At 47.7% G+C, this 25,165-nt stretch carries 23 protein-coding genes and 1 tRNA gene; 10 read left to right on the top strand and 14 right to left on the bottom strand.

The features are described from left to right. Positions 1–2: 2 nt before the first annotated feature. From bchH to VDIS_RS09365, 3 genes are read left to right on the top strand one after another with little or no spacing between them, the layout of a single operon-like run. Positions 3–3,665, top strand: coding sequence for a magnesium chelatase subunit H (gene bchH / locus VDIS_RS09375; RefSeq protein ID WP_148678307.1), 3,663 nt, complete (start codon positions 3–5; stop codon positions 3,663–3,665). After that, complete coding sequence (locus tag VDIS_RS09370; RefSeq protein ID WP_052885818.1) at positions 3,665–4,591, top strand: hypothetical protein; 927 nt, start codon at positions 3,665–3,667, stop codon at positions 4,589–4,591. The genes bchH and VDIS_RS09370 overlap by 1 nt, the downstream gene beginning before the upstream one ends. Positions 4,592–4,641: 50 nt before the next feature. After that, positions 4,642–5,376, top strand: a complete 735-nt coding sequence (locus tag VDIS_RS09365) for an adenosylcobinamide amidohydrolase (RefSeq protein WP_013336998.1) — start codon at positions 4,642–4,644, stop codon at positions 5,374–5,376. An 18-nt stretch (positions 5,377–5,394) separates the two neighbouring features. Here the strand turns inward: VDIS_RS09365 and VDIS_RS09360 are convergent, their stop codons facing one another. Together VDIS_RS09360 and VDIS_RS09355 are read right to left on the bottom strand one after the other, a co-directional pair. Next, positions 5,395–6,192: an ABC transporter permease gene (locus tag VDIS_RS09360; RefSeq protein ID WP_013336997.1), complete on the bottom strand. Its 798-nt coding sequence runs from the start codon at positions 6,190–6,192 to the stop codon at positions 5,395–5,397. Then, positions 6,192–7,079 carry an ABC transporter ATP-binding protein gene (locus VDIS_RS09355; RefSeq protein ID WP_052885930.1) on the bottom strand — a complete coding sequence of 296 codons (888 nt, stop codon included), beginning with the start codon at positions 7,077–7,079 and terminating at the stop codon, positions 6,192–6,194. The genes VDIS_RS09360 and VDIS_RS09355 overlap by 1 nt, the downstream gene beginning before the upstream one ends. Before the next feature lie 108 nt (positions 7,080–7,187). Here VDIS_RS09355 and VDIS_RS09350 point away from each other — a divergent pair. After that, positions 7,188–7,294 (top strand) — tRNA-Leu (locus tag VDIS_RS09350). 61 nt (positions 7,295–7,355) lie between these two features. On the opposite strand, the gene VDIS_RS09345 is transcribed toward VDIS_RS09350, so the two are convergent. Beyond that, positions 7,356–8,276, bottom strand: coding sequence for an MBL fold metallo-hydrolase (locus VDIS_RS09345; protein WP_013336995.1), 921 nt, complete (start codon positions 8,274–8,276; stop codon positions 7,356–7,358). Between the two features lie 64 nt (positions 8,277–8,340). On the opposite strand from VDIS_RS09345, the gene VDIS_RS09340 reads away from it, so the two are divergent. After that, positions 8,341–9,294, top strand: a complete 954-nt coding sequence (locus VDIS_RS09340) for a fumarylacetoacetate hydrolase family protein (protein ID WP_013336994.1) — start codon at positions 8,341–8,343, stop codon at positions 9,292–9,294. Between the two features lie 279 nt (positions 9,295–9,573). Here VDIS_RS09340 and VDIS_RS09335 read toward each other — a convergent pair whose 3' ends face one another. From VDIS_RS09335 to VDIS_RS09320, 4 genes are all read right to left on the bottom strand, one after another. Further along, on the bottom strand, positions 9,574–10,152 hold the full coding sequence (locus VDIS_RS09335; protein ID WP_013336993.1) for a DJ-1/PfpI family protein: 579 nt from the start codon (positions 10,150–10,152) through the stop codon (positions 9,574–9,576). A 187-nt stretch (positions 10,153–10,339) separates the two neighbouring features. Next, on the bottom strand, positions 10,340–11,149 hold the full coding sequence (locus tag VDIS_RS09330) for a GNAT family N-acetyltransferase (RefSeq protein WP_013336992.1): 810 nt from the start codon (positions 11,147–11,149) through the stop codon (positions 10,340–10,342). Positions 11,150–11,172: 23 nt separating this feature from the next. Beyond that, positions 11,173–12,330: a radical SAM/SPASM domain-containing protein gene (locus VDIS_RS09325; protein WP_013336991.1), complete on the bottom strand. Its 1,158-nt coding sequence runs from the start codon at positions 12,328–12,330 to the stop codon at positions 11,173–11,175. Positions 12,331–12,481: 151 nt separating this feature from the next. Then, a complete protein-coding gene (locus VDIS_RS09320; protein WP_013336990.1) occupies positions 12,482–13,537 on the bottom strand; it encodes an RNA-guided pseudouridylation complex pseudouridine synthase subunit Cbf5 in 1,056 nt (351 codons plus the stop codon). 85 nt (positions 13,538–13,622) lie between these two features. Between VDIS_RS09320 and VDIS_RS09315 the strand changes: the two genes are divergently transcribed. Together VDIS_RS09315 and VDIS_RS09310 are read left to right on the top strand one after the other, a co-directional pair. After that, on the top strand, positions 13,623–14,306 hold the full coding sequence (locus tag VDIS_RS09315) for a hypothetical protein (RefSeq protein ID WP_013336989.1): 684 nt from the start codon (positions 13,623–13,625) through the stop codon (positions 14,304–14,306). Beyond that, positions 14,300–14,707 carry a GIY-YIG nuclease family protein gene (locus tag VDIS_RS09310; RefSeq protein ID WP_013336988.1) on the top strand — a complete coding sequence of 136 codons (408 nt, stop codon included), beginning with the start codon at positions 14,300–14,302 and terminating at the stop codon, positions 14,705–14,707. The genes VDIS_RS09315 and VDIS_RS09310 overlap by 7 nt, the downstream gene beginning before the upstream one ends. 165 nt (positions 14,708–14,872) lie before the next feature. Here the strand turns inward: VDIS_RS09310 and VDIS_RS09305 are convergent, their stop codons facing one another. Beyond that, on the bottom strand, positions 14,873–16,492 hold the full coding sequence (locus tag VDIS_RS09305; protein ID WP_013336987.1) for a DNA topoisomerase VI subunit B: 1,620 nt from the start codon (positions 16,490–16,492) through the stop codon (positions 14,873–14,875). 213 nt (positions 16,493–16,705) lie between these two features. Then, on the bottom strand, positions 16,706–18,091 hold the full coding sequence (locus VDIS_RS09300; RefSeq protein WP_013336986.1) for an MmgE/PrpD family protein: 1,386 nt from the start codon (positions 18,089–18,091) through the stop codon (positions 16,706–16,708). A gap of 93 nt (positions 18,092–18,184) precedes the next feature. Between VDIS_RS09300 and VDIS_RS09295 the strand changes: the two genes are divergently transcribed. Further along, positions 18,185–18,892: a 7-cyano-7-deazaguanine synthase gene (locus tag VDIS_RS09295; protein WP_013336985.1), complete on the top strand. Its 708-nt coding sequence runs from the start codon at positions 18,185–18,187 to the stop codon at positions 18,890–18,892. Here the strand turns inward: VDIS_RS09295 and VDIS_RS09290 are convergent. The 3 genes from VDIS_RS09290 to VDIS_RS09280 form a co-directional block, all read right to left on the bottom strand. Beyond that, on the bottom strand, positions 18,882–19,955 hold the full coding sequence (locus VDIS_RS09290; protein ID WP_013336984.1) for an aminotransferase class V-fold PLP-dependent enzyme: 1,074 nt from the start codon (positions 19,953–19,955) through the stop codon (positions 18,882–18,884). The two genes, VDIS_RS09295 and VDIS_RS09290, sit on opposite strands and share 11 nt — an antisense overlap. A gap of 102 nt (positions 19,956–20,057) precedes the next feature. Then, positions 20,058–21,659, bottom strand: coding sequence for a hypothetical protein (locus VDIS_RS09285; RefSeq protein WP_013336983.1), 1,602 nt, complete (start codon positions 21,657–21,659; stop codon positions 20,058–20,060). A gap of 189 nt (positions 21,660–21,848) precedes the next feature. Next, positions 21,849–22,418 carry a hypothetical protein gene (locus tag VDIS_RS09280; protein WP_013336981.1) on the bottom strand — a complete coding sequence of 190 codons (570 nt, stop codon included), beginning with the start codon at positions 22,416–22,418 and terminating at the stop codon, positions 21,849–21,851. A gap of 62 nt (positions 22,419–22,480) precedes the next feature. On the opposite strand from VDIS_RS09280, the gene VDIS_RS12970 reads away from it, so the two are divergent. Beyond that, a complete protein-coding gene (locus VDIS_RS12970) occupies positions 22,481–22,792 on the top strand; it encodes a hypothetical protein (protein WP_013336980.1) in 312 nt (103 codons plus the stop codon). Then, positions 22,777–22,941 (top strand): glutaredoxin, encoded by a 165-nt coding sequence (locus VDIS_RS12690; RefSeq protein WP_013336979.1) that lies wholly within the window; start codon positions 22,777–22,779, stop codon positions 22,939–22,941. The genes VDIS_RS12970 and VDIS_RS12690 overlap by 16 nt, the downstream gene beginning before the upstream one ends. Positions 22,942–23,018: 77 nt before the next feature. On the opposite strand, the gene VDIS_RS09270 is transcribed toward VDIS_RS12690, so the two are convergent. Together VDIS_RS09270 and VDIS_RS09265 are read right to left on the bottom strand one after the other, a co-directional pair. Then, positions 23,019–23,231: a hypothetical protein gene (locus tag VDIS_RS09270; protein WP_013336978.1), complete on the bottom strand. Its 213-nt coding sequence runs from the start codon at positions 23,229–23,231 to the stop codon at positions 23,019–23,021. A gap of 39 nt (positions 23,232–23,270) precedes the next feature. Next, the gene (locus tag VDIS_RS09265; RefSeq protein ID WP_013336977.1) at positions 23,271–25,106 is read right to left on the bottom strand and encodes a phosphoadenosine phosphosulfate reductase domain-containing protein; all 1,836 of its coding nucleotides are present in this window, start codon (positions 25,104–25,106) and stop codon (positions 23,271–23,273) included. Between the last annotated feature and the right edge of the window lie 59 nt (positions 25,107–25,165).

Raw genomic sequence — 25,165 nt, 5'->3', positions numbered from 1 at the left:
CCATGCCAAAATGCCGTATACTGTTGATTACCAGGTCTTTAATGACTGAGGGATTTTATGAGGCATTAAACGAAGCATTAAGCGGAATCGATGATGTGGAATTTAACACAATTTACCTGGAGAGTTACGACATACATGAGGTTTCGAGGCAGTTATCCGCCGTGGCAAGGCCAGACATAGCGCTGCTAAGCCTAATGGGTGATCACCCAGAGCTGTTGAATTACCTAGGGAACTGGTTGCGCGAGGCGCCTGTCGTCATTACATTAAGCACTGGCCTAGAAACCGTAATGCTTACAAGAATTCACAATTATAAAATGGGGGATTACCTAATCGCCTCGTTATCTCCACGTAATGGCCCCACCCAGTCTATTAATTACTTCGACCCGAAAACCGTTTCCCACGTGCTTCATGAAATGTCTAAATCCCTTCCTAACCCTGTATCACGCCACCTTAAGAATTGGGCATTACTGATTGATTACTGGAGAAATTGGCGTAGGGAGAATATAATTAATATGGTACGGCTAGTACTCAGGGAATACTGCGGTATTGAGGCGCCAGCGCCGAGGCCGCCCATCGAGTTGGGGGATTACTGGATTGAGGATGATGAGGGCAACGTATATCACGGAATTAATGAACTCATGATGCGTAGGAGGTTAAAGGCGCCGTTCATAGTATTGTTAGCCTACTCGGGGCAATCGTACGATAAGGCCAGGAAGGTGATTACCCACATAATGAGGGGTAGGGCCGATGTAGTCCCGCTCCTCTCCAATTACGGCTACACACTGAGGGGCCTAAGGGAGTTGCTTAGCAGTGCGAGCGTTGGGGCTATACTCAACTTACAGTGGTTTAGGTTGGTTAGAAACCGTGAGGATTCCGACGTATTGCCTAAGTTCAACGTCCCCGTTATGAGCCCCGTGGTCATGTATGGTAGGGACGCTGACGCATGGGTTAGGGACCCAACGGGGCTCAGCCCAATCGAGGTCATATACGCCGTGGCCATGCCTGAGGTCGACGGCGCCATAGAGCCCATCCCAATAGCGGGCCTTGTCAATAGAAACGGTGTTAAGGCTATGGAGGTAATCCAGGACAGGGTTGATAGGGTGCTCAGCAGGGCTGATAGGTGGTTAACCCTTAGGCAAAAGCCCAATGCCGATAAGAGGATCGCTATCATAATATATAATTACCCACCTGGCGAGGAGAACATAGGTAGGGCTTCATACCTCGACACGCTTAAGTCAGTTGAAGTATTACTGAGGAGGTTGTCGGAGGAGGGATTTAGAGTTAAGCCCGTCACTGCCGATACCATTAAGGAGTTCTTCGTGAGAAACCCAAACTCAGGCAGGTGGTCGGCCGGCGCCAATTATGTACTGGTCGATAGGGCTACGTACATGAACCTATTCAGTAAATTAAGGCCGGAGCTTAGGGAGAGGATCATTAAGCAGTGGGGTGAGCCCCCTGGCAATGTTATGACTAGGAATGGAGGCCTTGCACTGCCAGTGCTTGACTTAGGTAATGTAGTGATTGTATTGCAACCAAGCAGGGGCTGGCATGAGGATCCCAGCAGGATTTACCATGACTCAGAACTATACCCACATCACCAATACGTCGCACTGTACAGGTGGCTTGAGGAGGTTTGGCATGCGGATGCCGTTATCCATGTTGGGACTCACGGCACGCTCGAGTTCCTCCCAGGTAAGCAGGTCGGTCTGTCTTCCAGCTGCCCTCCAGACGCACTTCTTGGGAATTTACCAAACGTGTACATCTACCACGTGGTCGTCGTTGGCGAGGGCACGATCGCCAAGAGGAGGTCATACGCCGTACTAATTAGCCACCTCTCGCCCAGGATAACCGAGGCGGGCCTCAACAATGAGCTAAAGAGGCTGCGTGACTTGATCGATGAGTACAGAGAGGCGAACGTTATCGACAAGCCCAGGGCAAGCGCGGTGCTCAAGTCCATAGAGAGCATTGCGGGTAAGTATGGGTTGGAGGTGAAAGACCTCGAAGCCCTTTATGATGAGCTTATGAGGATGGAGCGCTCGGCAATGCCGTACGGGTTGAGGGTCCTCGGCGTGGAGTTGAGCGATGATGAGGTCGTTGATTACCTAACGCTGGCGTTAAGGCGTGATAGGGGCGTTGTTAAGTCACTACATAGGCTCCTGGCCGAGGCAATGGGGTACGACTATGATGACTTACTCGAGCATCCAGGTAAGTATGCGAATATCCTAAGGTCAATAGACAAGGGGGTTAGGAGGATTGTCAGAGCATTGATTGTGGGTGGCGTTGATTCAGCAATTAAGGTGGCGGAGGAATATGGTATTAAGGGCGATGATGCCAAGGCCGTGCTGAATTACGCGCGTGATGTGGTAGAGAGGTTAAGGCTATCGCCTAAGCTTGAGCTTAAGAACGTAATTAGGGCGTTGAATGGGGAGTATATACCGGCCGGTGTCGGTGGTGATTACGTGATGGACTCCGACGTCCTACCCGCCGGGAGGAACTTCTACGCGCTCGACCCACTTAAGATACCCAGCGAATCGGCGCTTGAGTTGGGTGCGAGGATTGCCGAGGAGAGTATTAAGAGGTACCTGGAGCAGTATGGTAGGTATCCTGAGGCTGTCGGCATTGTTGTTTGGGGAGGCCAGGAGTCGAGGACTAGAGGGGTCAGTATTGGGCAGGCATTGCGTTACCTCGGTGTTAAGCTTATTCATAGGCCAGGTAGTTGGGACCCCAGGTTGGAGGTAATACCTATTAAGGACCTCGGTAGGCCCAGGATAGACGTTGTTGTGACAATGAGCGGCGTGTTCAGGGACATGTTCCCGCACTTAATCTCGCTCATTAATAAGGCAGTTAGACTAGTCGCGGGGTTAGATGAGCCGGTGGATGTGAATTACGTCCGTAAGCACTACCTTGAGTTAAGGAATAGGTATGGTGAGGCCTCGTTAGTAAGGACGTTCAGCGAGAGGCCTGGTGACTACGGGAATAAGGTTAATCACCTAGTAGAGACGTCGAGGTGGAGGGCGGATACAGACATCGCCAGTGTTTATACCATGTACATGGGCTTTGGTTATGACGGTGACATGCGCGGTATGAACTCGAACGAGCTCAAGGACCTATTTAAGGCATTACTGAGTAGGGTGGATGTCACTAGTCAGGTTCAGTCCAGCGTTGATTACTCAATAATCGACATAGACGACTACTACGCATACCTAGGCGGCCTATCAAAGTCCGTCGAGGTATACTCAGGTAAGAGGCCCTTAGTTCTCTACACGGACCTAACCCAGGACAGACCTAGGATGATGAACGTTAGAGATGCCGTTGGGTTCTACGTGAGGACCAGGTTACTCAATCCAAAGTGGATTGAGGGTATGAGGAGGCACGGCTACATGGGCGCCCAGAACATTTCGAAGCGTGTTGAGTATGTCCTCGGCCTGGCCGCGACTATGAATGCGGTGGATGATTGGGTTTGGGATAGGGTTGCGGAGACGTACGTGTTTAGTGATGAGATGAGGAGGTGGTTTATTGAGGTTAATCCATACGCATTAGAGCAAATCATCAAGAGACTGTATGAGGCGTATGAAAGGGGGTTGTGGCATACGTCGGAGGACGTCATACGTAAATTAAGGGATATATACGCTGAATTGGAGGGTGTGTTGGAGGGTGTTGGTTAGTGGAGCAGGCAATGAATGTAATCATTTACGAACTTCACTACCTGTCGCTCACGATACCCAGCATAGCATTAGGAGTGCTTGCCATGTACTACATAATGAGTAGGAGAGCTATAATGAGGCCCATAAGCAGGTTGGGGCGGTGGATCACCGCACTGTCTGGACTGCCCAGTTATTGCTCCTTACCGTTTATGGTCTCCTTTGTTAGTCCATCCACCGCGTCCTCAATGCTCGTAACCATGTATAAAGACAGTAAATTAACACGTAGGGAGCTATACATAGCATCTCTTATTAATGCATTCCCAGCCCTGCTCTCGCACTTAAGGACCCTCATCCCAGTACTGCTAGGCACAATGGGCATCTATGGCCTCCTCTATCTCCTAATCCTCATGACTATTGGTTTAATGCAGATGATGATATTTGCGGCCCTCGGAAGATGGGGCTCAAATAAGGATAGGGTCCAGGGCAGCATTACCGAGCCTATTGGGCAGGTTGTGAGTAATTCGCTTAATCTGAGGATGGCCCTTAAATTCATCACGAGGATAGTACTGATTACGTCAATAACGAGCGCGGCACTCATCACCATCGAGCTCCTCGGACTTAACAACTACCTCAATAATTATTTAACACGTGCTTTCAGCACCCTAAGTCCATACGCGGTGAGTTTAATAATGGCTTACGTCATTAACGATAACGCGGCCTTCGCAGCCGCAGGTACACTCATTAATGAGGGGTTCAACGGCATTTTAATCGTAAAGTGGTTGTTGATTGGTTACGTGGCCTCATCATTAATACGTGGGATCAGGCATAATGCGCCTTATTACCTCGGTATTTATGGGCCTAAGGATGGCATCACCATAATGCTCATATCCACACTAACTAGGGCGCTCTTGGCATTGCTAATCCTAGGAATCCTCTATCTTATTTAGGACTTTTATGGGCGCAGTGCTTATTAATAGGATGCTCATCCTACTACGTAATGAGCGTCGCGTTTAGGGAGGTCTGGTCTCGCGATGGTATGACGGCTCGAATATACTATCAAAGCTATGGCAGCATCAACGTTAAGACACTCCTCATTGACCTAGCACAGAGAAGGCATGTGCTCAGTACGATGCATGGCATGGTTAATGTACGCTTCGTATGCAATAACTACGCACCACCGGACTTATGGTGCGCACTACATAGTCAGGGCTTTCGTGAGAAATACCTAGATTCACTAATGAGTCAGTTGAGGATAGCCCCGGGCGATTACGCATGCCTAGGCACTGGGGTGGACATGGATGACCTGGCGATGGCAAGCGATGAATATAGGGACGTGTGGGTGGCGGCATTCACCACTGCCGGTGTCGAGTCAAATGCGTTGAGGACTGGTGTGGATAAGGCATCTATGTACGAGGTTGATGGTAGGTTCGAGAGAGTAGGCACGATAAATATCATATTAATAACTAACGCCTCGTTGACGGAAGCCGCCATGGCCAGGGCTTTAATAACAATAACGGAAGCAAAGTGCGCGGCGCTCCAGGACCTTGGAATCACAAGTAGTTACACGCCCGGCCTAATAGCCACGGGGACAGGCACGGATAACGTAATGGTAGTTCCAGGCAATGGCATACGCATAACATACACCGGCGGCCATTCTAAAATCGGAGAATTAATCGGGAGGGCGGTCTACGAATCCGTCAAGGAGGCAGTGAGTAAGCATAGGCCCACCTAACCCTTGCAATCGCTGGCCTCAGTACATGTGGACCGAGCCCTCCCTGAGTATTCTCGTGAAGGCATAATTAGATAGTGTAATCCCAATCACTATGTATGCCAGGGCTAAGGCGGCCAATGGCCATAGGTAGTTAAGGAGTTGTTGAATACCGTAACCATTAAGCATGGCACCCCTAAGCCCTGATAATGCCCAGGTTAAGGATAATGAGTAACTTATGTACCTAAGCCATGTCGGTAATACCGAGATGGGGAATACGACGCCACCCAGTAGGTTTGAGGCCACTGAGGTGAATAGGGCTATGGGATTGCCCTGCTTAACGATTAGGACCACTGCACCGGCAATTAGGTTTAAGCCAATTATTGATGCCAGGTAAAGTATTAGGAATATAGCCGTAGACAATGCATTGACTTTATATGGCACACCGAGTCCAAGCCCAATTAATAGGACCGTGATAGCACTTATTGAATTTATAACCAATCCCCACACAGTACTATACATCATCAACGTCATAGGCCTCAGCGGCGCTGCTATTAGATACTCCAGGGTCCCAATCAATTCCTCATTCCTTATACGACCAGCCAACGTCGTTACTGATGCCGAGAAGTAGCCCTGGAATGCCGTGCCTATGACCATGAATGCCGTGTAATCCCTAATAGTACTTAACCTCCCAAACCCCAGGGTAACGCCAATGAAGAAGTATATAAATACTGGGATGACCCAGTTAATCATTGTAAGCACGACTTGCGTCTTGTATGAAACCCACATCTTCCAGCCTCTAATCACAACGAAACCGTACAGCCTATCAATAATGCCCATCACAACCACCCCTCCCTCCTCCTCAAAACCCTCTCCATCTTCCGTGCATTGCCCTCGGCCACCGCAACCTCAACATCTATATCCACAACCCTGACCCTACCATCATACATGGCTAACATACTCATTAACTCATTAAACTTATCAATTGTTGTTACTATTACGTACTCATCATCACCAACGCCCTCCACATTAAATCCGCTAAGCCCATCCACGGAACCCTTAACGAGGACCTTAACCACCTTAAGGGCAGGCGACTCATTCAAAATCCTCCTATTTATATACACAACTGCATCCGCCAACTCAATCTCCTGAGGATCGTGGGATGCGAGGATCACGGTCTTCCTACCCCTAAGACCCCTAATGAAGTTAAGTATGCTGCGCTTCGCATCAATGTCTATGCCGCTTGTTGGCTCGTCAAGCAGTAGTACATCTGGGTCGTGCATCAACGCCCTGGCTATCTCGAGCCTCCTCATCATGCCTGTACTATACGTAGCAACCCAATCATTAGCCCTCCCACCAAGTCCCAGGTCCTCAAGTAACTCCTTAGCCCTCGCCCTAGCCTCCCCCAGCGATAAGCCGTACAATACACCGAAGAAGATTAGGTTATCCATTGCCGTTAACCTCCAGTAAACACCGCGGTCCATGGGCGTCATGAACCCAACCCTCCTCTTAGCCTTAACGCTCATTGCATCATAGCCATAAACAAGGACCCTACCACCATCGGGAGCTAGTATACCAGCCGCAAGCCTGAGCATCGTCGTCTTACCAGCACCGTTAGGACCCACGAGCGCCACTATCCTACCCTCAGGAACCTCAAGGTAAACATCCTCAACAGCCACAATACGCCCAAACCTCTTAGTGACATGGTCATAAAGAACCGCAGACACGAAGCCGTTATCGAAAACAACATTAATAACACTTTCTCCCCATAGCACAAGACACCATAACAAAACCACAGAAAAACACTTAAAACCAAACCGCAAGATAATGATCTTGCGGGGGTGCCCGAGCCAGGTCAAAGGGGGCGGGTAGGATAACAATCCCCGCAATGAGGTCCCGTTGGCGAAGGCCTGCGTGGGTTCAAATCCCACCCCCCGCACCAGGGCAGTAGGTTATGAAAACCGCCCTACAGTATCGAGTAATTATTAACGAGTTATTTCGCTTTAATCATCCTGCGTATACTGTCGATACCTGTTCATCTCAAGTATTATCTCGTTAAGATTTTGCAATGGCGCACCAGGTCTTTCACCCCTGAACTCGCTATAGGCCCTCGCAACATTACCCACCACCCTCTCCTTATCATACCAATTGGCGAATTCCCTGAGATCGATCCTCCGGGCAGCCTCATTAAACGGTAAGCCCTCCTTAAATAATCTCCAGGCCTCATCCCTGATATACGTTAGGTAATCCCTAGCCCTGTAGAGCGCTTTACGGCCGTACGATATAGGGCCGTGGCCTGGTACGTAGATGTCAGCATTCAGTGAGGCTAAATTATCAAGGGCTTCTATTGACCCTGAGACGGAGCCGAATAGTACGAATGGCGTGCATGGTTCGGCAAATAATAAGTCACCTGCGAACACTACTCTGGAGTCGGGTATGTAAATGTAGGCGTCACCAATGGTGTGGGCTGGATACCCTATGTACTTAACCTCAACAGACTTATCACCCACGTAAAGTGTGAGTGATTCTGAAAAGACCAGGTCCTGCAATGTATATCTAGCACCGCTGAAGTCTATTTCAGGAAATAGTTTTTCGTAAAGTCTCATTGCACTCATCCTCATCTCCTCCTCGATTAACCTTCTCGTGTTTACATGGGCTATGGTTATTGCATTGAACAGATGATTAGTCCATGTGTGATCACCGTGGTAGTGAGTATTGATTAGAAAACGTATTGGCTTGTCCGTGACCCTCCTTATGCTTGATAAGAAGTCCAGTGCCATTTTCTCATTCGTTAATGAATCAATGACTATGGAGAAGTCCCTACCCACTATCAACCCAGCATTGGCAATGAACCAGGTGCCCCTGGGCTGTATGTATGCATGGACACCCTTATCAAGTTCAATAAGGCCTATCCGCCATTCCATGATTCCCAACTGATAATAATTCAAATAAAACTTATAAGTTTTACATTAATTACATTATGCATTAATGAAGCTCCTTAGTTATTTGAGGGATGGTAGGGTTAGGTCCGCTGTGTTATTCGAGGATAATTATGTCGTTGATTTGAATGATAATTGTTACGCGATGCTTATTGATAAGGGTGAGGATGAGCAGTTCGCGGAAAGATTCTGCAATGCGGTTTTACCACCAGACATGCTGGGCGTCCTACAGTCTGGTGATGAGGGGTTAAGGTTGATCAATGATGTCATTGATTGGGTGAGGAGCCATAGGGACATTGCCGTGGTGAGGCGTGCCAGCGATGTGAGGTGGAAGGCCCCATTGACCAGGGCTAACATGCTTAGGGACTTCCTTGCCTTTAGGGGCCATGTTGAGGCGTCATCAAGGAGGATGGGCATTAAGGTACCTGAGGAGTGGTTTAAGGTGCCGACTTACTATAAGGGTGACCCAGCCATATTCTATGGGCATATGGAGGACGTTCCATGGCCGAGCTACGCCAAGACCTTGGACTTCGAACTTGAGGTAGCTGCTATAACGTATAAGAAGGGCAAGGACGTGAGTAAGGATAGAGCTTACGACTTGGTGATTGGTTATACAATATTTAATGACTTCAGTGTTAGGGAGTTAGAGGCCGTGGAATTAAGGCTTTTGCTTGGTCCGGGCAAGAGTAAGGATTTTGCCAATGGGCTTGGTCCGTGGATCGTCACGAGGGACGAACTACCCGATATAAAGGGCTTAAGGGTCTATGCCAGGATCAATGGAGAGATTTGGTGCGATACAAAGATAGAGGATATGCAGTGGGACTTTGGGGATATGATATCTTACGTATCAATGAGCGAGTACGTTAGGCCCGGGGATGTCTTTGGGAGCGGCACCGTGTCTGGTTGTACAGGGCTTGATATTGGAAGAAGCTTAAGGCCGGGGGATACCGTGGAGTTGTATGTGGAGAGAATTGGGACTCTAATCAATAGGGTTGTCCGGTGAACCTACATTGTTAACTCTAATGGTTAAAAATGACCGTCTTTACTCGTTATTAACCATATAATGAACATAGACCACCGGCATTCCATGTTTAATCATGATAACTTTATTGCCATTGCCCCAAACACCAGCATTTATCATTAATCATTCACGTGGCATGATAGTTTAAGCCCTGGGCCTTTAAATTAAGTGCGTAGTTGTATTGACCGCATTTAGTAGTGTATTTCCGATTAATGATGAAAGGCGTATTTTTAACTTTGGATTCGGATTACGTTAAGCGCATCATACAGACCCTATTCTTGCCTTTACCAGCTTTATGAACTCCCTCATCCAGGCTGGGTTGTCCGGCCAGGCCCTGGATGTCACTAGGTTACCATCAACCACAACCTCCTGGTCCACCCATATACCTCCGTTATTCTCCACCTCTGGTCTCACGGCTATGTAACTCGTCATCCTCCTACCCTTAATTACGCCAGCCGCAGCCAGTATCTGCGGTGCATGGCATATGGCAGCCACGGGCTTCCCCGTCTCGAAGAAATGCCTCACTATTCGTTTTATATCCTCTAAGGCGACCACCCTGACGTACTCAGGCATTCTACCTCCAGGTATCACCAACCCATCGTACTCCTCAGGCCTAACTTCAGATAAGGTCTTGGTAACCCACTTGAAGAGGTAACCTGGCTTTTCGCTATAGGTTTCCCAACCTGGCTCGAAATCGTGAACGACAGTCCTTAAATCCTTCTTACTGGGTGCGGCGACATCGACATCCCAACCCTCCTCCTTAAGCCTGTAATATGGGTAGAAGAGCTCGAGTGCTTCCACGGCATCCCCAGCTATTATTAGTATCTTCGCCTTTGCCATACCACTGTGGGAGGAATTATCATATATTTAAACCTTACTGCACGAAGAACTATGTGGGGGCTCACGTATATTACATCCATTAATAATTAGAACAATGAATTAATAAGGCACCATTACCATCAGTAAAAATGAGAACACGCAAACAATGCATTAAGTACACTGAACAAATTGAGGTTGTCATTTATTTTCAGGAGTTGTGCTCAAAGCGTAACCAAGTAAAGTACTGAACAGCAATATATCCAAGCTGCCCATAGACCTTAATTGCCGGTGTGTTACCCTCGTCCACGTGCAGCATAGCTATGGCATTAGCATTAATAGCATCCCTAGTGATTGCGGAGACAACGGCCTTCGCAAAACCCCTATTCCTGTAATTAGGTGCTGTGAATACGTCGCCAATGGCCCAAACCTCTGGTAACTTGAGGTATGTTCCTGCGATAGCCACTAGCTCGTTATTGGTAAATAGGCCGTAGTAATGCCAGTGAGGTGATGAAAGTCTGATTAACGCCTCGGCCTTGCTTATCCGTGATCCTTGAATGTTCTTTATCTTGAGGAATTCATCGATGTCATTAATTGACAATCTACGGATTGTGACGTTTCCGCGAATTACAAACTCCTTAAAGTGGTTGCCCCAGCATATCATTGTTAAGCCCCTGGATAAAGATACTACGCCACTACTTGACAACTTATTAACTAGGTAATTTACGTGCTTAGGCTCGGTCTCGGCATGAATCACCAGGTGATTGTTTAGTAAGGTCTCATTTAGGGCATTGAGGGGTGCGTTGCCGATTATGTGAATTGCCGTGTATGGTAACCCCCTGAATATTAATAGGTAGCCAACTATGTCATTGCCAACCACGTTTAGGTACGCCTCGGTAAATTCCGGGTAGTAAGTAATGTCGTAGTAAAGGTAGGCGTATCTAACGGGGTCCGCCAGGTAAGCCCTCTTGATCAGGCTAAGTACGTCCCTATTCAGCTCCCTAAATACATCAACAATCATCACCTTGAGTTAGGGAGTAATCATTACCTGGATTTATTAATCAATCTCCCAACAATTGGGCAATAAGGATCAGGTGAATTTACGGAGCCGAAGGCTGTAAATGCCCGGGCAGGGCAACCTGCATTGCATAGGTCAGCCATTGGGCAGGTATTGCATGGCTTTATATTCACATAGTTCCTATTCCTAAACGACCTAAAACCATTCCTCCAGATGACCTTAAGATCATCCCTAAGCGCATTGCCCTCGTAGAACTCCTTATTCATGGTCAGTTCACACCCATAGATACTACCATCCGAATCTATTACAAATCTGCTTCTGCCTGCGGGGCATGTTGAGTAATTAATGATCCTAAGGGCATTAAGTCTCTCCCTGGACTTCCTATGCGCCTCGTATAAATCGCTGAGACTAAACCTAAAGCCATTTAGGACCAGCTTAACGCTGGTCTTAATGCGCATTAAATCATTAATCACCATCCTCGCTAAACCATCACTAAGCGATAAGCCGTTTTCACGGGCTCTACCAAACTCCTGAACACGTATAAAGGTAAGCACGGGAACCCCTAACTTCTCCGTCAACTTAACCATGTCAGTTACGTAATAGGCATTATCAGGAATTACCGTGTATGATAACGACACGGCAATACCAACCTCCTTAAGCACGTTGACGGCCCTAATAGCCTTATCAAAACTGCCAAAACCTCTGATTACATCATTAACTGCGGGGTTTGGACCATCTAGGCTTACCTGGACCTGATCAAGCCCAGCCTTTTTAAGTTGAAGCGCATTCTCCCTATTAATTAACGTACCATTGGTACTCATCGATACGTAAAAACCAAGATCCTTTGCATGACCTATTATCCTCAACAAACCCCTCTTAATCAACAACGTCGGCTCACCACCCAATAAATACACGTACCTAACCCCCAGATCCCTTAGTTTATCGAGTATGAGAAGCCAATCATCAACACTCAACTCCCCACTTAATGGCTTACCCGCTGATAAGTAGCAGTGTTTGCAATTAAGGTTGCATGCGTGGGTTAGGTATATGGTTACGTCATTTATCGAATCCAAGCCCAGGTATGGAAGTTCATTACCACCCTCGACACTACTCCGTAGAGCCAGTATGTGACTGAGCGGTGATGCTGGGCACTCGTCCAGGTATATCTCGGTTTCATTAACCACCTAATCGCCTAATCCCTATAATTGCATGTTCCGGTTTAAATTACAGATATCGAGATAGAAATCAGGCGATCCGCTGCTCCTCACCAGGTCAGTTGACCCTCAACTCTCATCAGCCAGTCCATTTACAATAAATGGAGTAATAAAACTATTGCTACGACTTACCCTCAGGGCTTTCCTGAGGCTTCTCCTCAGCCTTTCCCTCAGCCTTCCTTCTCTTCCACATTGGAGGATACGTACCCTTCTTCATGACTACCCTAGTCGTCTTAACGGCTATCCCCCGCTGCGCCTTCATTATCTCGTCACTAGTCATCTCTGCGTAACCAAGTGCCACTAATTCGTTCTTCAGCGTCATTATTGCCACTAACGAGCCCTTACCTATGTTATTTGTTAATTTAACAATACCGGGAACCGCTAACGCAGCCCCATGGCATATCGCATCGACTGCCGAATCCCTAATCCAGACCTTAGGTAGATGCCTCACCATATACTCAACGGGCTTCACGTAGGTCCTGAGCAGGTCCTCAACTCCATAATCCTTATAGAGCGTATACGCATCCTTAAGGTCTTGAAGCGTCACTGCCTCCTTCTCCGTGAAGCAACCAACCCTAGTCCTCCTTAACTCCCTCATGTTCGCGCCGATCCCCAGCACCTCGCCGATGTCGTAGGCGAGTTTCCTAGCGTAGGTTCCAGATTCCACATTCATTCTAATCAATACGTATTTACCATCCCTCTCGAGAAGCTCAAGTTCATAAACATGCTTAACCCTCAACTGTCTCTTAACGGCGCTCCTCAACGGTGGCCTTTGATATATGGCGCCCGTGAATTCCCTGAGCACAGCCCTCAGCTTCTCGTCATCGACATCGCCATGAAGTTTCATAACCATTATGTACTCCTTATCCAGTGTGTTAATCGCGGGCATGGCCTTCGTGGACTCACCGAGCGCTATGGGCAGTACGCCCGAGACCCTCGGATCGAGGGTGCCCGAGTGACCAGCCCTATCGAGGTTAAGCATTTTCTTAACCCAGGCGGCCACCTCATGACTTGTTGGTCCCCTTGGCTTATCAATAATTACGAAGCCATACTTTAGGTATAAATCCATGGGCCTCTTCTCCGGTGGTATACCCCACTCTGGGTTTGTTTGTTCGTTGGGTATCTTGACTAGGATCTCCGGCTCATTGCAGTAATTGGGTAGTGACACGTTTATCATAATTGCAGGTTCTATGAAATTATAAAAGCCTATCTACACATTACGAAAAACTAACTTTTATTTCACCCCACAATAACAATCACGAGTGCCCAGCATTAAGGCATTGAGCACGGTGATTCTCGCGCTGGTACTCGCTATAGTACTCGTGTACTTAATACACTCGTTTTACATAACTAAGGATAATGTGACAGTGGGTGGTTCATGCGTTAACTCAATTGAGTATGAGGAGTTGATGAGTAATTACACAAAACTGCTCATTAAGTATACAGCACTCCTCCAAAAGCTGAATGAGTGCACGGCCAATGGAGGCTTAATTCAGTATCAGGGCTCATTAAGCCATAGGGAGGTTATTACGAGTAACCTAACTATAAACGCCACATTATCAATAACTAACTGCAATGGCTACTCTCTTCAAGCAACGAAAGAACTATACTTTGAGACCAAGGGACCAGGTTACTTAGTTATAACGTATAGGCTATCGAATCCTCAGGTCATTGAGGGGTCTGTTTCATACTACGTGTACGTTATGGCTCAAGCGATGCCCTCAATACCCATGACAGCGGTATACACATACGAAAGCTCGACATACGCCTATGAGGCTGGTCAATATGGACAATTAATCGTCCCAGTCTTACCGAACTCAACATACGCACTCACCCTTGGATTCACGTGCTATGCCGCTGAGTATTATCCACCGACAAACGCGGGTGTAATAATCAATGGTGAAATACCTGAGTATGCCGTTGTTAATGTGACCTATGTATGGTGAGGGCACGGAGTTACGTAGCCCTATTTAAGTGTAGGGGTGGTCGTGTAGTTACGAGGGGTAGGAAATTCATGATAGGTAATGGGCTTTATGCGTATGTCGGTTCCTGTGGCAATGCGTGCGCGGCAAGGATAGTTAGGCATCTTAATAAGGTTGTTAATAGGTTTTGGCACGTTGATTACCTGCACGGTATATGCGATGAGGTCGCCGTCATGGTACTACCCTTCAGAGAGGAGGATGTGGCTAAGGCGTTACTGACCCTGTTCCCAGGTGTCTTGGGTTTTGGGAATAGTGATAAGAGGGAGGATAGAACGCACCTATTCAGGATATGCTTAAATGATGATGACGTAATTAAGGCTCTCCATGAACTGAGGAGGGTTATTCATGAAGCATTAGGTAATTAATGGATCGGGGATTTACTCGCCAATGAGTACTTACGATAAATAAGCCTGAAGAATCTACATGGCATGAAGTTATCGGCGTGATTATGAATTGGGTGGAGATAATCATATAAACCCACATTGAGATACACTCATTGGTTTGGTGATGTTGCTGGTGCGTCTGAGGCTTCATGATGATGGCTCGTGTTCCTGATCACTATTGCCTTCATTACTCCCGTTCTCGGCATTGTTAGCAGTGTTTGTGAGTAATTCCTCGAGACTCCTTATCTTTAGCTTCTCCCTTATTAACGCATTAATGCTTCCTCTCAGCTCGTCAAGGTCTGCCTTACTCACGTAGGAGAGGGCGTTGGCTACCTCCTCACCGTACATGCTGAATATTGCGTACTTCATTAGGAGTTCCTGCTCCTTCTCCTTCCTTGTTATGTAAAGCCTGAGCTTCCTTGCAACCTCCCTAACAGCATTCCTAACCTCCGACTCAATCTCCGGGACCTCGGCAATGGCCTCCTTACCTGCGCTTGCGTATGGTATCTTCGTCGAGCATATATGAACCACAATGGCCAGTGAGGCTGGGAACTTAACCTTGTACTGTGTCCAGTCAATCTCATCGACTATCTTCCTAACAACGTCATTACCTTCATCATATATCAACGGAACCTTGTTCGCGAACCTATAAATAATCGGTTTATCACTAGGCTCAATAGATCCGCCCCAGGCAAGAGCTGCCTCAACGATGAATGGATTGCCCATGTATGAACTTGGCTTTCTGGTGACTGTAAACACGACCTCGGGCCTAAGAATAAACTTAACGCCCTCAGCAAGTATGTCCTCACCAATTGGTGAAAGCCAATCAGCCCTTGGCCTCCTCCACCCATTGAACTCCCTCATCTTCGTCACAAAATTAACCAATTCGTCATTAACGAGCTTGCCCACGGGCATATCTGGCGGTAACCCAACGAAGTCTAGGAATGTCTTTGCGATTGTTTCGCCAACGCCATCGAAGTTCTCGACGAGAAATTCAAGTAGTGGCATGCTTGGGTCTCTCTGTATTAACTGCTTTATCAGCTCCACATCAACACTCTTGGGATGAGGAAGACCCTCCTCAGGTGGGTCGGGCATTTTCGTGGTTATCCTGGGTATTTTAATGGCGTCATCCTCATCGGGGCCCCTAAGCACGAATTCTGCGTATGGCGCGACCATGGCGGTCCTCCTCAGGTACTCCTCAACCCTCCGCTTTGCCTTTGGCCAGTCGCCCTCAAGCACGACCTTTATCGCCGTGCCATGCCACGCATACTTATTTTCCAATGTTCTCTGCGAGACTATCACGGGTTCGTTCTTCGTAATGTCAATCATCAACTGATATTCATAAATAACGTCACTCTTCAACGGCGCGCTTCTAACGAGTATTGGCGTGTTCGTAGTAGATTGCGCGTACAGCACAACCATCTTCGCCCCAAGCCCAAAGATGCCCCTGTGCTGCTTAATCCTATACTTACTGCTGTAGAATACCCTGCCAAAGACGTTTGGTATTTCATCCCCAGGTATTCCAATGCCGTTATCCTCAACATAAATACTAACCCAATTCCTAGATTGATCCGCATAATCAATGTAGATCTTTATACTCGGCAGTATCTTAAACGTCTCAGTTGCATCGAGACTATTCTCAACGAGCTCCCTAATCGTCTGATAAACAGCCCTAGTCGGGTTACTAAACCCTGCTATTTCTCGATTACGCCTAAAGAACTCGGCCGGCGATAAGGCCTCAAACTTAACAATATCGTTAGTGCCCATGATCTAAAGCCTAGGAAACGGAAGCCAATTTAAACTTTTTGCATTTTATAATATGCAAAAGTTATTAATAATCGATAAAATCACGATGATACAATACCGTACCATGTGAACTATAATTGAAAATAACAACACTCACAGTGTTTTACATCTGTGATAAAATAGTCACTATACATGTATTAGGCGATCATGGATAACGGTTTATGTATTATGCGCTCATATAACTATAGCCTTAAGGACCTGCTTAATATCCTTTAAATTTTCGAGGTTTTTCACGAGGTTTATCACGGTATTGACCTGACCCGGCGTTAATAAGCCATCAGTCAACCTCCTAAACTTATTCTCCACCTCCTCATCCGTCATTGGGTTCTTTGGATGACCCCTTGGATGATCTACTCGAGCCGTTAACTCCTTACCATCCTTAAACTTCACGGTTATCCTATTGGGTATTGCAGATGGGTATAACTTATCGAGCTCCGGGTCGACATTAACCTTCATCTTCCTTATCAGTGAGAGTACCCTGGGGTCACGTATATTCTCGGGCTTATAGTGATATAGCTCGACAGTACCATAAAGCAGCGCTACCGCTGTTACCCACATTAGGCTGTGGTCAGCGGTCTCCTTGGTCTTTGGATCCCACTTCTCGGGATCCTTAACTATTATGTCGTAAGCAGCCTTAAACGTGTCTATCGTTATTAACTCAACATCATCAGGCTCTATGGCCTTTCCATACTCTTGCCTAATGATCCTAGCCGCATCAACCGCTGACTGCGCATGGTACTCCACTGGGTATGGCTTTATGTACGTGTCCAGGATCCTCTTTGGACTCGGCATTGAGCCCAGGTCAAGTATTAACTTATCATTGAAGTCCCCAGCCAGTAACTGCCTTATGAAACCCATCTCACCCTTCAATGGCGCATCAGGCCCCGTGAAACCCTCCTTAGCAAGCAATACTGCGAACACGGCATTCCTTGAGGAGTTAGCAGTTGCAGCTGCCTTCCAATGGCTCAGCTCACCAACCCTTGACTGCCTCATGGCTGCATGAGGCACTGTAGCGATTGATAACGCGTTCAAAGCCTCATTCTCACTGAGGCCCATGAGTTTCGCGAGCCCCGCCGTGACCGCGATGCCTATATAATTAACGTGATCCCAACCATGAAGCCTAAGGCTACCCGCATCGCAAAGCCTAACGCCTATCTCGTACGAGGTGGCTATGGCCGTTACCAAGTCCTTACCACTCAATCCCCTGTACTCAGCGGCCGCCAGCAATGCCGGTATCATGTCACTTGGGTGTAAGGGCTCCTTGCTCAGGTATGTATCATTATAATCAAGGTACCTAACCATGAGCGCGTTTGTAAACACTGCCCATTCAATTGATGATGCATCAAGTGTGCCCCATAGTGTGGCCTCAACATTTGACCGATGATTCTTAGCAATTCCCCTGGCTATCTTAACGGGCTCTGCCATGAAGGCTGCCAGGGCGACGCCAAGACTATCAAGGACCCTACGCCTAACCTCATTAATGACCTGTTGATCCAAGTCCTCAAACTTAACATTAAGGGCATAATGGATTATAGCCTCGCCGATTGGGTCCCTAGTCATATTACTTAATGATATGGTTACTTGATTTTAATGCATAACCTCAATGAATAATCACAAACTACTTATTAATAATAATGGTGTGCTCATTTATGAATGAAGAAAAAAGCCATACTACTGCTGTCGGGAGGTATTGATTCAGCCGTTGCTCTATACCTACTTAAGTCTCGGGGCTATGACGTGATTGCCCTATCAATAAATTACCCGGGCAGGGGAGAACGTGAGAGGGAGTCGGCGAGGGAACTCGCCAGGTTAACAAATACGAAATTGATTGAGGTTGACCTGCCATTTATGAGGGAGGTTGATGAACTATGGAATAATGATGATGAAAGACCGAGCCACCTAAGGAACGCTCACCCAAGTACGATACCCGCGAGGAACGCCATAATATACGCCGTCGCCGCGTACTACGCAGAGGTATTTGGGATAGATACGATAGTGGCCGGCCATAACGCCGACGATACGAAGTACTTCCCGGATACGTCGAGGGAATTCAGGAGGTTTATCTCAAGGGCATTAACAATAGGTACCTACATAGGCAGGGCCAGGGGGCTCAGGGTCATAGCGCCGCTCTCAGGGTTAAGTAAGACCGATGTCGTTAGACTAGGCCTTAAATTGGGCGTGCCCTTTGAGTACACGTGGTCCTGCCATAATAATTACGATGTACCATGCGGCCAATGTAGCGGGTGCCTTGCCAGGAGGAGGGCATTTAATGAGTTGGGCGTTAAGGATCCGCTTGAAGAGGCAATAAGTAATGGGAGGGATTGGTGGTTATTAAGGAAGAAATCACTGATTAAGCCCTAGACCTAATGTACGCTCTAAGGGCCTCTATTAACCTCTCAATCTCCTCAACAGTGTTATAACCATGCGGTGATACTCTGATGGTACCGGGCCTTGGAGAGACCACGATACCATTCCTACTGAGGAACTCAGCAAGTCCGTAGGGGTCTGAGTACTCGAAGGTCAGTATTGCTGCGTGGCTATTAAGTGGTGTCGTTATCTTAAGCCCCAAATCCCCTAGTGAATCCGCCAGACGCATAATTAACTTACTAGTATGCTCCTCAAACCTATGAGGCACCTCGTACTTAAGCAGTAACTTCATGGATGCCAAGGTCCCTTCGAATGCGATTATTGGCCACGTACCCCACTCAAGCCTTGCAGCATCCTTGGCGGGCATGTACGTACTGATGTCTATTGGCCTCTCAAACAATTTCTCACTCCTTAACCTCCTACTCACTTGGTTATCATCAATCCCCATCCAACCCGATAATGATGGTTTAAGCCTGCTCAATAACTCGTCGCTAACGTAGACAAAGCCGGCACCATGCGGGCCAAGTAACCATTTATATGAACCTGTAATTAAGGCATCAACACCATCCTTAGTTACATCAATTGGTAAAACGCCGACTGCGTGAAACGCGTCGCTTATTAGCACCGCACCTCTCGCATGCGCAATCTCAGCAATCTCCCTAATCCTCTCCCTATAACCCGTTATCCAGGAAACATAATCAACAAATACAATGGCAGTATTATCATCAATGAGCCTCTCATACTCCTCCAGAGGCACGTACCCATTAACGGACCTCGCGATCCTAACCTCCCTAATTAAGCCGCGGGACCTAAGAGCGTGGAATGAGAAGACACCCGTTGGGAAGTTGAGCGAACTAATGACCACGTTACTACCAGGCCTAAACTCCATGGCAGATAATAACGCATTTAACCCATACGTGGCACTCGGCACAGCAGCAATGCTTCGCCATGATGGGGCATTAATAAATTGCGTAAAGACTTTTTTGGCTTCAATAATATGATCAAGGGCCAATTCCCACGGCTCACCCTCCTCCTGCCATAGATTAACGAAATTCATAATAGCCTCAGCGGCGAATAGAAATAATGAGGATGAAGATGATCAGGGACACGAGCCATCATCAAGTCTCAGGCGCACTCTCTGAAGGTACCCAACAATTCATTAAGCCAAATAAAGTAAGTTAAGGGAATAAGGAAATTGTTTTAGGCCCGTGGGCCCTTGGGCGGGGCAGTTTAGTTTCTTCATTGCCTTAGCTACCCTCCAAGCCCTCCTTTTATTCCCCTCGCTTATTGCCTCCTCGTGCATCCTCCTAAGTATCTTGCAGACCTCGGCGACCAGCCCTGGGTGCATCTTTATTTCGTCATTGATTATGGAGACCACGAACCCATCCTTTAACTCCCTAAGCATGGCGTCGTAGCCGGCGTTCCTTAGTCTCTCTTGGATCGCCAACGCATCCTCGCGATTCCTACGCACAGCCCTCAACTCAACATAACCACTACCACCCACGTGCACATTCATTGATACGCCATCGATGACCTCAACCATCGACCTACCCAACGGCTTAATCCTCAAGCTTGCCAGCGTCAATAATCGCCTAAGCTTCTCTGCATCGGGCAGTTGGCTCAAGTCCTCGACCAAAGCCCTAATCAATAGGTCGCCAAGCCACCTCTGAGCCAGCGCGACGGCCCTCGAGGAGTAAATACCGATTACCTTCACTTTCAAGCGCTTATTATCGTGCTCCTTGAAGCCGAGGCTCACCATCCTCTCGACAATGCCCCTCCACAGCCCATACTTCGAATTGCCGATTGTGAGCCTAATGCTCTCCCTCTCCTTCTCTGTATCAACACTGCCATCGCCTAGGACTGCGGTGAGCAGGAAGGTTATGAATGCATTGTCATCGAGCCTAAGCACCTCCTCAGCGACCTCAGCCTTACTCCCGAAGACACCTCTATGGTCAATAGCCGTCAATTGCCACGTAATCTTTACATCACCATCATTAATACCTAAGCTACTTATGAACACGTAGTTCCTCCCAGGCCATGTTAACGGCCAAACCACGGCCTGCCAAAGTTGGTTAGTATCCATTTGCGGGTAGCCCTTATCGATTGTGGCGTCGGTCATGAGCAGGCCATACCGCATTGGTCTTAACAAATCATCGCTGAATAGCTTTGGCGTAATCACGTGCACACCATCAAGCCCGGTCAGCATTATACTCACTGTTATGCTTCCCGACTTAGCAACTCTCTCGACCTTAACCGCCAGGTGGTCAGTGTATAGGAGTACTGTGAATGACTTATCAATGTTGAGTGGTTCACCGCGTATTACTACCGTCGCCTCACCACTCCTCAGCTTCCCAAGCAACTCCCCGAGTTCTTCCCGATAGGTGCTGAGCCACTCCTCCCTTGCTTGCCTTGCCAGCTCTAGCATTTTCTTGCCTGCTTCACGCATTGCCCTCCTTAAGTTTGCGGTATTCTCATCGCTGCCTTCCTTGATTCTCCCCTCAATCGCCTGTAACCAATTAATCATCGCATCAACGGCGTAGTCAAACGGCGTGCTCGAATCACTCAGCAGCACGGCTTTGTGCCTCTCAACCCTACTTAGGAACTCGTCGACTAGCCTCATTACCTCATCAACAACCCTCAGGTCGTTTACTGGCTCGCCACACACCAGCCTTTTACCTGACTTGACACCCCAGCATATTGGCCCAGGGCCCACGGGCTGGCTTCCACTCCCTACCCCGATTTGCAGGTTTCCCGCGCTCATCAAAGTAATGGGTTTCTCATGAATTTAAAAATACGTTAGGCCGTGCGCCTAATGCGTTGGGGCTATGCATGACGTGGGTGAACCAGACCCTCCAGGGCGTGCCAATAAGCGGGTCTATGGTCAGGAACTGGCTGGAGGCAGTGAGGAGGAGGGTTGGGCTTAGGTACGCGCTCATGCTGGACTCCTCACTCAGGGAATACGCCAGCGAATTCGGAATAGCCCCTTCGCGATGGCTATAGTCACTGAGTTCAGGGCATCGACTAGGTAGTCTATGATCAATGCATTGGCGTAGGTGATTAAAGCCAGCGCACTGGGCCTAAGGCACTCAGTGGCTTTGGCCATAATGCAGATTGCCATCATTGCAATCACGCCGATCATCAAAGCCGCGAGCATGGTGAGTGAGTTGACCTCGTAAATGACCAAGCCGCTTAGGCTATGAATCACGATTGAGTAGGCAAATGAGGCTATTGAGGCTATGATTACTGAGGAGGTCATCGTCAGCTTTAAAGCCCTAATTAACCCACCCACTGAGTCGAGGTTCAGAGCGAGTACGGCTAAGACAACGGCGTCGATGATTATTGGCACTGGGTTAATCCCAACACAACCAACATGAATTATAAACGGTGAACCCAAACCGAGGCTACCCATGAACATTGGGTTTGCGATCAAGCTAGACTGAAGCCAAATAACGAGGAAGTAAAGGGATAGGAAAAGCAAAGCACCGACGAAGCCGGCAATTAAAAACCTGGCGAGGCCCATCAAACAAAACAACAAAACACCAACTTAAAATTAGAGGACACAAAACAACAACCGCAAAGATAATGCCCAAGGCACTAATCAAGGAATTAAGGAGGTGCGTTGGGCTTGTTAAATCTATGCACCGCCTAAAGCTGCTGCTCGGCATTACTGCATATACAGCAGCAGTACCAAGGAGTGGGTTTCAGCGGCACTACGACCTAATGGTCACGGGTGACGTGGACCTAGCCACCCATGAATTACTGAGGAACAACTACCAATCATCGAGGGTCTCACCCACAATGACACACATTGACTATAGATTAATCAATAAGTTAGAGATGTTAGGTCTGTACCGAGTATTTTCATTAATGGTGAGTTGGTGTTTGCTGGGATAGTTGATTTCAAGAGACTTAAGGCATTGTTGGATGGTGAGTATTTGGGTAATAGGTTTGAGGGCGACTTAAAGGAGCTTGAGGAGAGGTTTTTCAGGGGCGTCCTCGATAGTGTAGCGACGGCATTATGGCTATACGTCAATGAGGACTGATACCTTTTTCCGTGTTATTTCTATTCTACCCCTAAGCTCTTCTAACCAACCCATTGATTAAGCGAGTATTGCTGGAATTAATTTTTATCGCATTTACTAAGTAACTCCATCACAACCTCTATAATTGCCTTCATGACTGATACCCTCGTCGGTTCATCAACCTTAACGCAGGTGCCAAACTCCATACACAACTCATTCAAGTACTGAAGCACTGTACTAAACTCCTCATTTGGGTTCACTAACCAATTAACTAGGTGGTAAATGGCCCTAACGGCCTCCTCCTTATCCATCAATAAAACACTCACTAAATAATTAATAAGGTAATAAACTCAGGTTCCGTGAATTTCAGGGTTACGGTATACTAGGTATTGAGCTGATGGGCATGCCTTGGAACAAAGCAGGCAGTTTATGCATTTACTCTCATCAACAATGAATGATGGGCCGGAACCAACGCGCCTCAGGGCCTTTGTTGGGCACCAGTTAATGCATAGATTGCACTCACCGCATATTGATGCCCTAGCCACAAAGCCTGCAATATGAATCCTCAACTCCTTACTGGCCGAGGAAATAAGCACCTTGTTACCCTGCCCAACCCTGACCTCAGCCTCTCCAAACTTTCCCCTCACAATGTATGATCCGTCAGTGCCCTCCACTGAACCGAGCATCTTTAAGAACTCCGTGAAGGTGCTCGTGTTGATGGGTTTATCAACATCAATAATCAACGACTCACCATCACCACTAAGCCTAACTGGGTACTTAACCCTGAGACTCACCTTAACCCGACTACGGATATCGCCTGGTAAGCCCCTTCTCCAGCGCCAGAGACCGTAATCAATGAATTCCCCCGGCAATTCCTGACTCGTCGAGAACTCCTTGAGGACCTCACGAAGTCTCATGTAAATACCGGGGTATCTCCTACGCACGATCTCGAACTCGCCCAACTCATTGGCTGGGCATATGACACAGCCAAGCCTGTCAAAGCCATACTCATAGGCCTTGTTGTAGGGCAGGTTCCTCAGCAGTATGTAACCCCAAACCTCCAGTGCCGTCCAGTCCTGTATCGGTGCAACAACGATATCCTTAGTAACCCACCTACTAACTGAAACCCTGGGCATCTTAGCCCTTTGGAATGACTCGAAGGCCCTCTGACCAACAACGCTTATGAAACCCATTGGAAACCTGCGCAGCATCTCATCGGTTATTGGCCCAAGCTTTATCACCTTGCAGCACCAGCGGTAATCCCTGGCCGGTGGCCCGAACTCCCTAATAGCCCTCCAGTACTTATCCCCTGCCGAGGCTATGATTAACTCAGCATTGTAGAACTTCGCAACCTCCTTAACATTGTCATAGGACTCCAGTGGTTCAAGACCTGTGTCGTTAAATAATATATAGAATTTAACGCCAGTCCTCGCCACTAGGTCAAGGGCTACCAGGGAGTCCTTACCGCCTGAGTATGAAACCACGACAGGCCTCTTATACTCATCGAAGACCTTCCTCAGGAAATTCACGGCCTTTCCCGCCTTATGCTCTATATACTCCCTATTCAACTCAATGAAGTCCTTTAATGTGCTAGGTTTGGGGCTTGGTAATGGCCCCTTCGCTATCCAGCTCTTAATTATCCTGAGCCTACCACCCCTCATTGACTTGGCAACGCCGTGGTACCTACCGTCCTCCGTGGACACCGCGACATGCACGTACTTCTCGCTGGGTAAATTACCCCTAATTATTGATTCTCTATGAACATCGTATTTCCCGGGTAACCTATCCATCTTAATTATTGCCCAGTAACCAAGGCCCCTATTGATCATCTCAGTAATGCCCTCGTACAACGGCCTGAACCTCCACATCCTTCTTTCTATATCATAAAACCTATGACCAACCACCCTACCCCTCACAATAACCTCATCAGCCTGATCGGCATAACCAGGTATCTTATTGAGGAGGATGACCTCATTATCGGGTATTAATAATTTAGCCAATTCCTCACTCCCAAACTCATTAATCACGGCCCTCCTCGTAATCTCGACATCTGCGGGAAAGGCAGGCCTAACATCACCAGGTTTGGTAATCCTGGTGATACTCATCGATGAGCAGCGCCTAGCCCCCAAGTCCTTACTAAGTACTGGCACGTTTAAGTCATCACACCAATAAATCACTGAGGGCATTTACCGCGGGTTTAAGGATAAGGAAGATAAATTTAATTCTTTTGACGAAGCCGAAGACA

The organism is Vulcanisaeta distributa DSM 14429 (assembly GCF_000148385.1).
In the GTDB taxonomy this organism is placed as follows: domain Archaea; phylum Thermoproteota; class Thermoprotei; order Thermoproteales; family Thermocladiaceae; genus Vulcanisaeta; species Vulcanisaeta distributa.
Note: the sequence above shows the minus strand (reverse complement) of the source record. Positions and strands in the feature narration are given on the sequence as shown.

What these genes read in the sequence shown, in the direction of transcription:
- bchH (WP_148678307.1), top strand. Translation starts at nt 3, where the DNA reads ATGCCAAAATGCCGTATACTGTTGATTACCAGGTCTTTAATGACTGAG.
- VDIS_RS09365 (WP_013336998.1), top strand. Translation starts at nt 4,642, where the DNA reads ATGAGCGTCGCGTTTAGGGAGGTCTGGTCTCGCGATGGTATGACGGCT.
- VDIS_RS09360 (WP_013336997.1), bottom strand. Translation starts at nt 6,192, where the DNA reads ATGGGCATTATTGATAGGCTGTACGGTTTCGTTGTGATTAGAGGCTGG.
- VDIS_RS09345 (WP_013336995.1), bottom strand. Translation starts at nt 8,276, where the DNA reads ATGGAATGGCGGATAGGCCTTATTGAACTTGATAAGGGTGTCCATGCA.
- VDIS_RS09340 (WP_013336994.1), top strand. Translation starts at nt 8,341, where the DNA reads ATGAAGCTCCTTAGTTATTTGAGGGATGGTAGGGTTAGGTCCGCTGTG.
- VDIS_RS09335 (WP_013336993.1), bottom strand. Translation starts at nt 10,152, where the DNA reads ATGGCAAAGGCGAAGATACTAATAATAGCTGGGGATGCCGTGGAAGCA.
- VDIS_RS09330 (WP_013336992.1), bottom strand. Translation starts at nt 11,149, where the DNA reads ATGATTGTTGATGTATTTAGGGAGCTGAATAGGGACGTACTTAGCCTG.
- VDIS_RS09320 (WP_013336990.1), bottom strand. Translation starts at nt 13,537, where the DNA reads ATGATAAACGTGTCACTACCCAATTACTGCAATGAGCCGGAGATCCTA.
- VDIS_RS09310 (WP_013336988.1), top strand. Translation starts at nt 14,300, where the DNA reads ATGGTGAGGGCACGGAGTTACGTAGCCCTATTTAAGTGTAGGGGTGGT.
- VDIS_RS09305 (WP_013336987.1), bottom strand. Translation starts at nt 16,492, where the DNA reads ATGGGCACTAACGATATTGTTAAGTTTGAGGCCTTATCGCCGGCCGAG.
- VDIS_RS09300 (WP_013336986.1), bottom strand. Translation starts at nt 18,091, where the DNA reads ATGACTAGGGACCCAATCGGCGAGGCTATAATCCATTATGCCCTTAAT.
- VDIS_RS09295 (WP_013336985.1), top strand. Translation starts at nt 18,185, where the DNA reads ATGAAGAAAAAAGCCATACTACTGCTGTCGGGAGGTATTGATTCAGCC.
- VDIS_RS09290 (WP_013336984.1), bottom strand. Translation starts at nt 19,955, where the DNA reads ATGAATTTCGTTAATCTATGGCAGGAGGAGGGTGAGCCGTGGGAATTG.
- VDIS_RS09285 (WP_013336983.1), bottom strand. Translation starts at nt 21,659, where the DNA reads ATGAGCGCGGGAAACCTGCAAATCGGGGTAGGGAGTGGAAGCCAGCCC.
- VDIS_RS09280 (WP_013336981.1), bottom strand. Translation starts at nt 22,418, where the DNA reads ATGGGCCTCGCCAGGTTTTTAATTGCCGGCTTCGTCGGTGCTTTGCTT.
- VDIS_RS12970 (WP_013336980.1), top strand. Translation starts at nt 22,481, where the DNA reads ATGCCCAAGGCACTAATCAAGGAATTAAGGAGGTGCGTTGGGCTTGTT.
- VDIS_RS09270 (WP_013336978.1), bottom strand. Translation starts at nt 23,231, where the DNA reads ATGGATAAGGAGGAGGCCGTTAGGGCCATTTACCACCTAGTTAATTGG.
- VDIS_RS09265 (WP_013336977.1), bottom strand. Translation starts at nt 25,106, where the DNA reads ATGCCCTCAGTGATTTATTGGTGTGATGACTTAAACGTGCCAGTACTT.